Raw genomic sequence first — 12,979 nt, 5'->3', positions numbered from 1 at the left:
ATGCCACTTTCAGAACAAGAACGTATTACTGAGCACAAACAAAGTGTGCGGATGGTGAACCTTTGGCGGGCGCTGCAGCCACTCAAGTCAACGGTTTCCTTTATGAATACGGGAGCTCATCCGGATGATGAGATTTCTGAGATGCTGGCAGCTATTGGTCTTCGCGATGGCATTGCCTTGTCTTATGCCTGCGCCAATCGCGGTGAGGGCGGGCAAAATGATATTGGCACCGAGGCGACCGAGAACCTTGGTGTATTGCGCACCGCTGAAATGGAAAAAGCCTGTGATGTGCTGAACATGCGCATGTACTGGCTCTCGGAAAATGCTGAGGACAGTGTTTTTGACTTCGGGTTTTCAAAGAGCGGTGTTGAGACACTTAGCAAGTGGGGGCATCAACGCACGCTGAAGCGGTTTGTTGAAATCATCCGGCAAGAGCGGCCAGACATCATCAGCCCGACTTTCCTGAATATTCCCGGCCAGCATGGTCACCACCGCGCCATGACACAGGCTGCATTTGAGGTGATGAAAGCGGCGGCTAATCCTGAGTTTCCTGATGTTGATCTGCCGTGCTGGACCGTCAAGAAGCTCTACCTGCCAGCATGGTCTGGTGCGGGCGGGGCGTATGATGATGAGGTTCCACCACCACCTGCGACGCTGGAGTTTGATGGCAACGGTGAAGAGGAAGTCACCGGCTGGAGCTGGGCGCAGATTGGGGAGCAGTCCCGTGCATTCCATAAAACACAAGGTATGGGGCGCTGGCAGGCTTACGACAAAAGCAATGTCTGGCCGCTGCATCTGGCGGAAAGCACGGTTGGAACAGACGAGCTGTCTTTATCCGATAATCTTCCGAAAGACCTTTCCGAGCTTGCTGCGTTTGCAGGAGCTCCGGTGCTTTCAGCGTTGCTGGACAAGGCGCATGATCATTGTCTGGATGCGATTGAGGCCTTCCCGAACCGTGCGATGATTGGCGCGGCTTCGGCGCTGGCACTGAAGTTGTTGCGGAAGGCGATGGATGACTGCCCTGAGGCAGCCCGTGATGAAGTTCTGCACCGTTTGGAGCGCAAGGAGTTGCAGCTTGCAAAGGTGCTTGAGCTGGCAGAGGGCATTGTTGCCTCTGTGCGGTTGTCTCAAGACCAGCTGAAGCGTGGTGAGAGCGCTGAGGTTGCGTTTGAATGCAATCGTGAGGCCGTGAGTTTTGAGCTGGATTTGCCGAAGGGCTGGGTGCAGCAAGACGCCTGTGTCCAAGTTGGGGGTGAGGCTGACACCAGTGATCCGTACCCTGCTGTTTACCGTCCTGATGCGGTTCAGGCGCCCTGTGCAAAGCTTCAGTTTACTTCTCATGGTGTGGCGGTTGAAACGCGGCTGCCGTTTGAGGTGGAGCCAATTGTGCTTCCTTCTCATGTGGTTACATTGGATGACACGGGCTTCGTGCTCAACAACACGCTGGAAAACCGGTCCTTGAGCATTCCGGTGGGTGGGAATGCCGAGGGCTTGAGCCTTGATGTGCCAGAAGGATGGACGGCACAGTTTGATGATGGTGTTTTCCAGATTGCTCTGCCGGATGATGTTGCCAATGGGCTTTATGAGTTACCGATCCTGCAGGGGGGCGAGCAGGCTTACACCGTTCATGTTGTGTCTTATCCGCATGTGAGCCAGCGTGTTCGGGTTACTCCGGCGACGGTTCGGATCTGTGTGGTTGAGGCGCGTCTTGACGCAAAGCGTGTTGGTTATGTTGGGAGCGGTAATGACCGTGTTGCCAAATGGCTTGGTGACATTGGCGTTGAACTGATCGATTTGCCTGTTGGTGAGTTGAGTGCCAAGCGGCTGCAAGGGCTGGATTGCCTTGTCGTCGGCATCTTTGCTTTCCGTAGCCGACAGGACCTGCATGATGTGATTGAGGATATTCATGCGTGGGTGAAAGCAGGCGGGCGCCTGATTACACTCTATCACCGTCCATGGGATCGCTGGGATGCAGAAAAGCTTCCGCTTCAGCCAGTTGAGATTGGATCACCGAGCCTGCGTTGGCGGGTGACGGATGAGAACGCCGAGGTGCGTTATCTGAACTCGCAGCATGTTTTGCTCAACCAGCCTAACGAGATTGGCAAGAGCGATTGGGCGAACTGGCACAAGGAGCGCGGGCTCTATTTTGCGAAGAGCTGGGATGTTGCCTATGAACCGCTGCTGGAGATGGCGGACCCTGATGAAGCACCTCACCAAGGCATTTTGCTTGCAGGTGACTTTGGGCAGGGGCAACACATTCACACCTCGCTTATCCTGCATCACCAAATGGAGAAGTTGGTGCAGGGGGCTTTCCGTCTGATGGCCAATCTCGTCTCGAGTGGAGCTAAAGAGGCGAGTGTCTCTCAAAGCGCTGAGGCCTTTGAGGCCAGCTAAAAGAGTTGAAAGAGGCGCCGCGAAAACGGCGCCTCTTTTCTTGCGGGCAGTTACTAGTCCAGTGTCCGCTTGAACCTCTTCAAGGCCAGCATCAGGAGCAGGCCGACGAACAGGAAGAGGGTGTAAACGCTTGCAGATACCTCGCTCCATTCCGCGCCCTTCAGCAAGATCGCGCGAACAACGCGCAGGAAATGAGTGAGCGGGAAGATCTCGCCCAGCATTTGCGCCCATTCCGGCATGCCCGCGAAGGGGAACATGAAGCCGGAGAGCAGTAGAGATGGCAGGAAGAAGAAGAACGTCATCTGCATGGCCTGCATTTGCGTGCGGGCGACTGTTGAGATGAAGTAACCCAGCAGAACCAATGTCAGCACAAAAACCAGTATGGCACCGATGAGTAGCAGCAGCCCGCCTTCAAACGGGATGTTGAAGAGCAGGCGGCCTGCACTCAACACTACGGCGACCTGAACCGCCCCCACGCCCAGATAGGGCAGGACTTTGCCGCACATGATCTCAAAAGGAGATGCGGGCATGGCCAGAAGGTTTTCCATGGTGCCACGTTCTGTTTCTCGCGTCAGTGCGATGCTTGTCATCATCACCAGTGTCAGTTGAAGAATGACGCCCAGCAGGCCGGGGACGATGTTGTACTGAGTGATGCCTTCCGGATTGTATTTGCGATGAATGATGGTGCTGGACTTCAAAAGATCCTGCTTCAGGCTTGGGTTCTTTTGTTTGATGGATGCAACGGCTTTTTCGATGATTGCCGGGGCAGAGGCGACCGCAGCGCCGGATGCTGCCGGGTCTGTGGCGTCTGCTTCAATCAGCGCGTTGGGTGTTCCCGCTTCTGCCTGCTTGGCGAAGTTGCTTGGGAACGTCACCACAAACGTGACTTTACCACGCCGGAGCAGGCTGCGGGCTTCTGACGGTGAGACATTCACATCAGTGAACTTGAAGTACTGAGAGTTTTCAAGGGCTGTGACGGCGGCACGGGAATATGGGTCATTTGCCATTGAGACCAGAGCCGTGGGGAGGCCGCGCGGGTCATTGTTGATGGCGTAGCCAAACAGAACGAGCTGAAGCAGGGGAATGCCGAGCATCATGGCGAAGGTGATGCGGTCGCGGCGCATCTGGATGAACTCTTTGATGAGCATGGCAAAGAGCCGCTGAAGGGAGAATACTCTGCTCATTGCATATTGTCCGTGCTGTCACTCATGAATTTGATGAAGACATCCTCCAGATTGGTTTCTGATTGTTCTATCTGGATGTCTTCGTGTTGCTCCAGTGGTTTGAGCGCGCGTTTCAATGCCTGGAGGTCTGTTCCTGTCACGTGCAATGAGTTGCCGAACGGTGCGACCTGCTGCACGCCTTTGTTTTTCTGAAGCCGAGGAATGAAACGTTCAAGGTTGGGGCCGGTGAGTATGTATGTGTACAGTCCTGCATCTGCGATGACATCATGCAGGGAGCCGTCGGCTAAAAGTTCGCCATATGAGATGTAGGTGATGCGATGGCAGCGCTCGGCCTCGTCCATGTAGTGGGTGGAGACAAGAACAGTCATGCCATCAGCTGCAAGGCGGTGGATCTCCTCCCAAAAATCGCGACGGGCCTTTGGGTCTACACCTGCGGTGGGTTCATCCAACAGCAGGAGCTTCGGTTTGTGCATTGTACAGGCCGCCAGAGCGAGGCGCTGTTTCCATCCGCCAGAGAGTTCGCCTGCCAACTGGTTGCGGCGGGAGAGCAGGCCGAGCTTTTCCAGTGTTGCGGTTGTGTGCTGCTTCACTGGTTTGAGGTTGTAAAGCCGCGCGACAAAGCTCAGGTTTTCCTCGATGGTCAGATCTTCGTAGAACGAGAATTTCTGCGTCATGTAGCCGACCTGGCTTTTGATCAGCAGACGGTCCTTGATCAGATCGTACCCAAGCACCTGTCCGTTGCCTTCGTCTGGCTTCAGGAGCCCACACATCATCCGGATGCTGGTGGTTTTGCCCGAGCCATTGGGACCAAGGAAGCCGACAATCTCACCCGGTTTGACTTTAAGCGAGACATTGCTGACGACCAGCTTGTCGCCAAAGCGTTTGGTCAGGCCTTTGACTTCAATTGCGTTCATTGCAAGCTGTCCAGATCAACGTCAAAAATCTGACCGGGTCTCAGCGGAGAATGCTTCGTGATTGGCTTTGCCTGCACCTCATAAACCAGCTTCTCGCGTGTTTCTAAAGAGTAGATGACTGGTGGGGTGAATTCCGGGCCTTCTGCAATGTGGGTGATCTGCAGGGCTTGCAGGGTGGCGCAGCCGGAGCATCTGGCGTTGAACCGGGTACCAACTTCCAGCTGGGTGTATTGCTCTTCGGGCACGAAGAAATGAAGCTTGATGGAATTGACGGGCAACAGGCTGGCAACTGGCGCTGTTGGGCCTGCCATTTCACCAGAGTGTAGGAACACGTCTGTGACCTTGGCATCTTCAGGTGCATAGATCTTTCGCTTCTCCAGCAACCACTCGGCCAGATCAACTTTCGCCTTTGCCATCTCATATTGGCTCTCGGCGGCAGCGATCTGATCTTCACGTGCTGGCAGTTTGGCAACGGAGAGCTGGGCTTGCAGCTCTGTTATGCGGGCTTGCGCAACGAGCAGGGCGGTCTCTGCTTCATCAAACTGTGCCTGAGAGATGACTTTACGCCCGAGAAGGCCCTGATATCTGTCGTAGACGTTTTGCGAATGTTTGGCCTGTGCCTGAGCTGAGCGTAGGGTAGCCTTCAGAACATCGATCTCCTCAGGGCGCTTGCCAAGCTTGAGGTCATTGAGTGAGGCGAGTGTCTGTTGCAGTTGAGCCTTGGCTTCAGCCAGCTTCATATTGGCATCGGAGGATTCCAATATGGCAATGAGCTGGCCTTTCTTGACCCGTTCTCCTTCTTCTACCTGTACATCAGTAATTTCGGAGAGCTCCACTGGCGCCAGCTTGAGGTACTCGCCTTCAACATAGCCAGCCGTCAGGTTCTGTTCTGGTGCGCAAAAGGCAAGCCAGCTTGCCACAACAGGAAGGGCGCAGACATTAAGCATGACTCGAGCCTTTCGACAGATCATCCAACAGGGCGTTGATTGAGCGATGGAGGATAGATTTGATCTGTGCCAGCTCATCCGGGCCGACGTCTTGCCAGCCCATGCGCTTGAGCACCAGCGGACGGGCCAGACGGATGTAAAGCAACTGGCCGATCATGGCGAAGATTGCGAGCTTCAGTTCATCAGAGGCGACAGGCTGGCCAGTTGCGCGGCTGAAGAGCACGGTGACACGGTCCATCAGCGGCTCAAAGATCAAGTGGTACAGTGTGTCCACTTCCTCTGGTGAGTGCAACACCTCCTTGAGCATAAAACCAATCACCAGTTCAGCGCGCTTGTTTGTTTGGGTGAAGGTGATCATGCGGTCGATCATCTCCAGAATCTTAGTGCGTGCGTCTTCAGGCGACAGATGCTCCATGTCAGAGAGCTTTCGGTTCAGCACAACGGACATCACATCGCCAATCGACATGGCAATGAAGTTGATGCATGCCCGCTTCAACCCGGCCTTGCCATCGAAGTGATAGGCAATGGAAGCAATGTTGGCCTTCGCTGTTTGCGCGATAGAGCGCGTGGACGTGCCGGCATATCCCTCATGACCGAAGTGGTAGAGCGCAGATTCAATAAGGTCGCGTTTTGTTTTGGCCGATGGGGTGTCAGATGCCAGAATTTCACGCAGTTCATTTGGGGTGGGGGAGTTTGTCATGATGGCACCTATTTTCAATCAATCGTTTGATTGAAAACCTACGCCTGTTTCAGAATTTTGTAAAGTGCGCATCCAGAAATTCGTATTGATGGGAAATTGGGGGTGAGATTGGGACTTTTGTAGTTTCTACACAGGGTATTTTCTATTTCCACAGCTACAGTTGCTACTTGCTCTTGAATTTCAGGTGGTTCGTGGTATCTACCCGCTCATGGACACGTGGCCGAGTGGTCGAAGGCGCTCCCCTGCTAAGGGAGTAGGCCCGGAAGGGTCTCGAGGGTTCGAATCCCTCCGTGTCCGCCATCTTCCCTTTCTTGAAAATACGAATAGATACGCTTAATCAATAGGTTAAAGCGTGTTGCGCAAAGTGATTTGACACTGGCGGACTGAGCTACATAACATTCTACATAACAAATTACATAACACTGCATGTAGGATGGGTAGAATATGGCTCATACGATCAGTCGTGGAATGTACTATTTTGTGAAGCGTGTTCCTAAAAGATATGCGTCTGTCGATCCGCGTTCACGCATCCAGCTCTCCCTTAAAACCGAAAGCGCTGATGTAGCACAAAAGAAGTCTCTCATTATTGAGGAGAGGCTTGTCGCGTACTGGGAGGCTTTGCTTGCAGAAGATCATGAGGGAGCAAAAGTTCATTATGAAGCTGCAGTCAATTTTGCAGAAGTGCAGGGGTATACCTACCTGTCATTGGAGGAGGTTGTTGCAGAGCCTTTAGGTGGCCTGCTCAATCGTATTGAGGTGATCCCTGAGGGTGAGCAATCTAAAACAGTTTCTGTTGTTGCTGATGGATTGTTAGGCGGTGCGGATAAGCCGATCCTGAAGGTGTCCAGGCTCTATGAGGAGTATCTGGAACTCACTCCAGATCTGCTCCTGGGAAAGAGTGACGACCAAATCCGCAAATGGAAGAACCCCAGACAAAAGGCCATCAATAACCTGATCACCGTTGTAGGTGACAAAAACGTCCATGAGCTAAGTCGTGATGACGGATTGAAGCTTCGTGAGTGGTGGATGGACCGTGTTGTCGATGAGGGTAAAAAGCCCAGCACGGCGAACAAGGATTTCACGCATCTCTCCAAAATCTTTTCGACCTGGCGAGATCTGAAGCGGGAGCAGTTGGCCAACCCGTTTCTTCAGCTCAGACTTGCACAAAATGATTTGCAGGATCACAGGCCGTCATTCTCACGCGATTGGATCAAGACCGTTCTGCTGGCTCCAGATGCCTTTGGTGCGACCAATGAGGAGGCCGTGCTGGTGTTCAAGATCCTGATCAACACAGGTCTTCGGCCTTCAGAGTTGCTGGGTGCGAAGTTAGAGCACTTTGTTGTTGAGCATGAAGTTCCTCACATCCGCGTTGAGGAGTACAGTGATGGGGCTATCAAGCGCAAGCTGAAGACCAAATGGTCAGAGCGAGAAGTCCCGCTTGTCGGCGTCTCGCTTGATGCGGCAAAGCGGATTGTGGCAATGGGCGGGGTGCAGGCTTACTACCTGAAGGCGGATCGCTGGGGTGCCTTGATCAACAAGGTAATGGTTGAGCGCAAACTGAAAGAAACAGAACGCCATACTCCGTACTCACTGCGCCACTCTTTCGAGGAGAGCATGCTGGAAGCGGGCGTTGATCACAGGCTTCGGGTGGAACTGATGGGGCATGCCTATAACAGGCCGAAATACGGAGAGGGCGGCAGCCTGGAACTAAAGCGTGAGGCTATCAGCCGGTTTGCGTTTGTGTGAGTTGGTCGTGAGGGTATTATGTGGTTGGTAGGCAGCGAAAAACTGACTTTAGATCCTGGCATGTGTAGACAATTGGCACAATAACCGGACATTGGAGCACTTCTAGGAGGGTTTAAACGGGCATTCCACATTGGCTCAATGATCGGGAAGTTCCCAGTTGACCATGAGCTGCCATTCAACTTATATCTAGCCACGTCTAGCTAGTACGTAACTTCAACCATAAGTCGATTTTGGTTAGCTTGTTGCTGAGTGACTGTATCGGGCATTAATCCAGAACTCGAGCACGTCTACCAAGCGTGAGCTTATAACTTCTGACAAATCAATTGTAGTCACCACATCAGGCGGAGATCTGTCAGGTTTGCTGATCTCAGTAAATGACTGGTCGCAAAATTATAAGGTTAGTGGAATCGCGCTTTCAGTTATTCCAGATGCACTGTTGTGACATTACTTTATATTTTTCAAACTCATCCCAGTACATTCGCCTAGAAAAATCGATCGATCCCAGCTAGGTTCCTATAAAGTTGATTGTATAATGCCTATTGGACAACTATGACGCCTGCTGATTTCATCAAAAAGTGGAACAATGTTGAGCTTAAAGAGCGAACAGCGTCCCAATCACATTTCATTGACCTATGTAAACTCCTAGGAATTGACGATCCAATTACCGAAGACCCTAAAGGTGATTGGTTTACCTTCGAAAAAGGTGCATCAAAGACGAGTGGTGGCGAAGGCTGGGCTGACGTTTGGCGCAGGGATTGCTTTGCTTGGGAATACAAAGGCAAGCGTGCTAACCTCGACAAGGCATTTGACCAGTTATTGCAATACGCTATCGCACTGGAAAACCCTCCGCTGTTGATCGTATCTGATATGAATGTGATCCGGCTGCACACAAACTGGACTAACACTGTCCAGACTGTCCACACGATCCAGCTAAAAGATCTAACTGACGCAGCAAATCGCGATCTATTACGTGACGCTTTCCTTGATCCAGAGAAACTGAAACCAACCAAGACACGGCAGTTGGTTACTGAAGAGGCGGCCCAAAGGTTTGCCGACATGGCCCAACGCCTGCGTAGCCGTGGCCATGCGCCCCAAGAGGTCGCACATTTCATCAACCGCTTGTGTTTTGCATGTTTGCAGAAGATGTGGACCTTCTGCCGAATAAGATGTTTGAGCGTATGATCAAAGCCGCTCTACCCGAACCTGATACATTTGCCATTCATGCAAAATCCTTGTTTGGGGCAATGAAGACCGGTGGACTGGTTGGCTTTGAAAAAGTTGACTGGTTTAACGGCGGGCTATTTGACAGTGATGACGTCTTGCCGCTGGAACGCGATGATTTAGATGATCTAGTTTCGGCAGCGAAACTGGATTGGTCTGATATTGACCCTTCTATTCTGGGCACACTGTTTGAACGCGGGTTAGATCCAGCCAAACGCAGCCAACTTGGCGCACACTACACTGATCGCGACAAGATTATGCAGATCGTCATGCCGGTGATTGTGGAACCGCTTTTGTCTGAATGGGCCGAAGTAAAGGCTCAAATTTAGAATTTGATAGATAAGGCACCAAAAGCAACGAAGGAAAAGCTTCTACGTGGTAAGGAACTCGCAGCCCGTACTCGTGCGCTGGGCAAGGCTGAGAAACTGCACCTAGGCTTTTTAGAAAGACTCAAGGCATTTCGTGCCCTCGATCCGGCCTGCGGGTCGGGAAACTTTCTCTACATCTCCCTGCTGGAACTGAAGAATATTGAACACGAGTGAATCTGGAGGCGGAGGCTCTAGGCCTACCACGCAGTTTTCCCCAGTTAGGACCAGAGTGTGTGCTAGGGATTGAACTATCCAGTTACGCAGCGGAGCTCGCGCGTATTTCGGTCTGGATTAGCGAAATCCAATGGATGCGCCGCAACGGGTTTGAAGCGGCTAAGAATCCAATTTTGAGGACGCTCAACACGATAGAGAACCGCGATGCAGTTTTGAACACAGATGGCACAAAGGCTGAATGGCCCACGGCGGATGTGGTGATCGGGAATCCGCCGTTTTTAGGCAACAAGAAGATGATTTCTGAGCTTGGTGAGGAATACATCTTCACTCTACGAAAGGCTTACGCGGGTACGCCAGGAGGAGTAGACCTTGTCGCATACTGGTTTGTAAAAGCGTGGGAACAGATGTCCTCCCAGAAGCTAGAAAAAGCAGGTTTCGTATGTACAAACTCTATTCGCGGAGGAGTAAACCGGGACGTTTTAAAGCCTATCGTAGATCTCGGACGTATTTTCGAAGCTTGGAGCGATGAAACTTGGACCGTTGATGGAGCTTCTGTTAGAGTTTCCCTTGTTAGTTTTGATTGCGCAGCCGGTTCGAGGCCAAAACTTGATGGGGTTGTCGTAAAGAAAATTCATTCAGACTTGACGGCGCACAGCGGGCAAACTGACATCACCCAATCGTTGGAACTTGAAGAGAACAGAAATAGAAGCTTTATTGGTCGACAGAAAGATGGCCCTCTTGACGTTCAAGGAGATCTCGCGCGTGAAATGGTTTCAGCGTCAGGAAATCCACATGGAAGATCTAACGCTGAAATTATTCGACCTTGGCGAAACGGTATGGACTTGACTAGACGGCCTTCCGACCGATGGCTTATTGATTTCATGGATTTTGAGGAGAGGGAAGCCTCCTTATTCGAAGCGCCTTTTGAATATGCCCGTAAAGTTCTCAAGCCAATAAGGGCCAAGAATCGTGACCCTAAGCGTCGTACGTACTGGTGGAGGCCGGGTCGCACAGGAATTGATTTACGCGCTGGGCTATCTGGTTTAAGCAAGTACATTATTTCGCCAAGAGTATCAAAACATCGTTTATTTGTCTGGGTAGACGCTTCAATAAATCCTGATTCCGCAACCGTAGCTATCGCCCGCGATGACGATACCTCCTTTGGCATTTTGCATTCTAGTTTCCATGAGATATGGTCGTTGCGTATGGGAACTTTTCTTGGTGTGGGAAACGACCCTCGCTATACCCCTTCCACCACGTTCGAAACCTTCCCTTTCCCAGAAGGTTTGACCCCAAACATCCCCGCAGCAGATTATACCGGTGATCAGCGCGCAGTTAAAATCGCCGTTGCCGCTGCCAGTTTGAATAAACTCCGTGAAAACTGGCTTAACCCGGACGATCTGGTGGATCGCATACCGGAAGTGGTGCCCGGTTATCCAGACCGCATTCTGCCCAAAGATGAAGCTGCTGCCAAGGAGCTGAAGAAACGCATCCTAACCAATCTCTACAACGCACGTCCTAGATGGTTAGAACATGCGCATGAGGCACTGGATGAGGCGGTGGCAGAGGCTTATGGTTGGGGCGCTGATTGGCGTGCTGGTTTGTTGACCGAGGATGAAATTCTGGCTCGACTGTTTGATCTGAACCAAACACGTGCCAAGGCGGAGGCTAAAGCTGCAAAAGTCGTTAAAACCAAGGTGGCAAAAGCCAAAGCGAAATCAAAGGGCAAGAAGAATGGTAAGTGACCTCACAGTCTGGGGCGTTCACATGGGTGTACATGTCTCTGACCGGCCTATTGAGGGTGGTTATGTCGGTATCGGTTGGGCTGCTATGGGCGATTTAACAAAAATAGGGGCTAGCCGTGAAGCCTTCAAAACGGCGTTGGTCGCAGCTTATCCAGACAAGAAAACCGGGGCTATTCCAGTCGATGCAGGTTCAATGTATAAATTTTTGCATGAAATCAAAGCGGACGACATTGTAGTATACCCGTCCAAATTTGATCGTATGGTGAACATCGGGCGTTTTAGAGGTAAGGCAGTTTACGTATCCGATGATCATGACGAATACCCGACACACCAAAAGGTGGAATGGTTAGGCCATTTTCCACGTGACGAGTTCAGCCAGACTGCCCTAAACGAAATCGGTTCATTCCTGACTATGTTTAGGGTGCGTCGCCACGCCAACGAGTTCCTACGCAAAGTAAACCTCATGGGCGATGGAACCACGCCAGACGCGGCAGCGGCTCAGGCGGATGCACAAGATGATATTGCTGATGACGACACCGCTACTGTTTCCGCTACAATACAGGCCGAGACCAGCACGAGTGATTTTGTAATAAAGCGGCTAATGAATGAGCTTAGTGGTCATCAGTTCGAAGAGTTCATTGCGCATCTTTTAGAATGCATGGGTTATACTGCCCGCGTAACGCCAAAATCAGGTGACGGCGGGGTCGATGTTATTGCCCACATGGACCCGTTGGGCTTTCAGCCACCTATTGTAAAGGTACAATGTAAGCGCACAACCAACCAGACCCCAAGGCCGGATGTTGATCAACTGTTAGGGACGCTTGGGGATGGAGAATATGGCCTATTCATAAACCTAGGCTCTTTTGCTCGTGGTGCGGTCGAGCTCGAGCGCAATCGAGCAAAGCTGCGGCTGATCAATGGTGAACAGCTCGTAGCGATCTTGTTTGAGAACTACGCGAATCTTGCTCCACGATACAGAGCTTTAGTTCCTCTTAAGCAAATCTTTGTGCCTGACCTCACGCAGGAATAGCGACTAATATAAGTCGTAGGCTGAATTGCAGTTCTGTGCTTCATATCTCCATCAATCATGGTGGGTATAGACCAATCAAGTGACAATTGCGCGTTCATAAGAGTGATTGCCAAAGCCGCTAGGATGAACTTGTTCAACCCGTGATGGAAACGTCCGAAGGTCCGGTAATGGGATGGACCGCCTGCTCCCTTAAGGGGCAGGCTCTATAGTGATCCTGTTCTCATGAAACCGGAGCAGTCCCATGATCACAGAACTTCTTTCCGTCGGCATCGACATTGGCAAAGATACATTGCACATCGTTGGGTTCAATGACGATGGTAGCTACGCTTTTCGGAAAAAGATCAGGCGTTTGTCCCTCGTGGCGACGTTCGAGAAGTTGCCGCGCTGTATTGTGGGCATGGAAGCGTGCATGAGTGCGCATTTTGTTAGCCGAACATTGCGCAAACTGGGGTTCGATCCCCGTATCATCGCCGCCAAATACACCAAGCCTTTCGTCAAAGGCCAGAAGAACGATTACAACGATGCTGAAGCTGTGGCCGAGGCCGTGCTGCGGCCC

At 51.8% G+C, this 12,979-nt stretch carries 11 protein-coding genes, 1 tRNA gene and 1 pseudogene; 9 read left to right on the top strand and 4 right to left on the bottom strand.

The genetic code is table 11. The annotated features are described in order from the left end of the window. Positions 1-2,394, top strand: coding sequence for a PIG-L family deacetylase (locus tag PsAD46_RS20555; protein WP_063307753.1), 2,394 nt, complete (start codon positions 1-3; stop codon positions 2,392-2,394). 53 nt (positions 2,395-2,447) lie between these two features. Here the strand turns inward: PsAD46_RS20555 and PsAD46_RS20550 are convergent, their stop codons facing one another. The 4 genes from PsAD46_RS20550 to PsAD46_RS20535 are packed head-to-tail and all read right to left on the bottom strand — an operon-like array spanning position 2,448 to position 6,139. Next, on the bottom strand, positions 2,448-3,578 hold the full coding sequence (locus tag PsAD46_RS20550; RefSeq protein WP_063307752.1) for an ABC transporter permease: 1,131 nt from the start codon (positions 3,576-3,578) through the stop codon (positions 2,448-2,450). Then, complete coding sequence (locus tag PsAD46_RS20545; RefSeq protein WP_063307751.1) at positions 3,575-4,492, bottom strand: ABC transporter ATP-binding protein; 918 nt, start codon at positions 4,490-4,492, stop codon at positions 3,575-3,577. The genes PsAD46_RS20550 and PsAD46_RS20545 overlap by 4 nt, the downstream gene beginning before the upstream one ends. Further along, positions 4,489-5,439, bottom strand: coding sequence for an HlyD family efflux transporter periplasmic adaptor subunit (locus PsAD46_RS20540; protein WP_063307750.1), 951 nt, complete (start codon positions 5,437-5,439; stop codon positions 4,489-4,491). The genes PsAD46_RS20545 and PsAD46_RS20540 overlap by 4 nt, the downstream gene beginning before the upstream one ends. Further along, complete coding sequence (locus PsAD46_RS20535) at positions 5,432-6,139, bottom strand: CerR family C-terminal domain-containing protein (RefSeq protein WP_063307749.1); 708 nt, start codon at positions 6,137-6,139, stop codon at positions 5,432-5,434. Before PsAD46_RS20535 ends, PsAD46_RS20540 begins: the two co-directional genes overlap by 8 nt. Before the next feature lie 210 nt (positions 6,140-6,349). On the opposite strand from PsAD46_RS20535, the gene PsAD46_RS20530 reads away from it, so the two are divergent. The 8 genes and pseudogenes from PsAD46_RS20530 to PsAD46_RS20510 form a co-directional block, all read left to right on the top strand. Further along, a tRNA-Ser gene (locus PsAD46_RS20530) sits at positions 6,350-6,439 on the top strand. Positions 6,440-6,583: 144 nt separating this feature from the next. After that, complete coding sequence (locus tag PsAD46_RS20525; RefSeq protein ID WP_084404502.1) at positions 6,584-7,885, top strand: tyrosine-type recombinase/integrase; 1,302 nt, start codon at positions 6,584-6,586, stop codon at positions 7,883-7,885. Between the two features lie 549 nt (positions 7,886-8,434). After that, positions 8,435-9,067, top strand: a complete 633-nt coding sequence (locus tag PsAD46_RS28680) for a type IIL restriction-modification enzyme MmeI (protein WP_206599638.1) — start codon at positions 8,435-8,437, stop codon at positions 9,065-9,067. Continuing rightward, the gene (locus tag PsAD46_RS28675; protein ID WP_206599637.1) at positions 9,016-9,435 is read left to right on the top strand and encodes a type IIL restriction-modification enzyme MmeI; all 420 of its coding nucleotides are present in this window, start codon (positions 9,016-9,018) and stop codon (positions 9,433-9,435) included. The genes PsAD46_RS28680 and PsAD46_RS28675 overlap by 52 nt, the downstream gene beginning before the upstream one ends. A 3-nt stretch (positions 9,436-9,438) precedes the next feature. After that, on the top strand, positions 9,439-9,648 hold the full coding sequence (locus PsAD46_RS28835; RefSeq protein ID WP_343229279.1) for a DNA methyltransferase: 210 nt from the start codon (positions 9,439-9,441) through the stop codon (positions 9,646-9,648). 59 nt (positions 9,649-9,707) lie between these two features. Next, positions 9,708-11,393, top strand: coding sequence for a DNA methyltransferase (locus PsAD46_RS28670; RefSeq protein WP_206599636.1), 1,686 nt, complete (start codon positions 9,708-9,710; stop codon positions 11,391-11,393). Between the two features lie 22 nt (positions 11,394-11,415). After that, the gene (locus PsAD46_RS20515) at positions 11,416-12,423 is read left to right on the top strand and encodes a restriction endonuclease (protein ID WP_193776980.1); all 1,008 of its coding nucleotides are present in this window, start codon (positions 11,416-11,418) and stop codon (positions 12,421-12,423) included. Between the two features lie 241 nt (positions 12,424-12,664). Then, positions 12,665-12,979 (top strand): annotated as a pseudogene (locus PsAD46_RS20510) (IS110 family transposase); the annotation flags it as partial.

This window comes from Pseudovibrio sp. Ad46, from assembly GCF_001623065.1.
Classification (GTDB): Bacteria; Pseudomonadota; Alphaproteobacteria; order Rhizobiales; family Stappiaceae; genus Pseudovibrio.
Note: the sequence above shows the minus strand (reverse complement) of the source record. Positions and strands in the feature narration are given on the sequence as shown.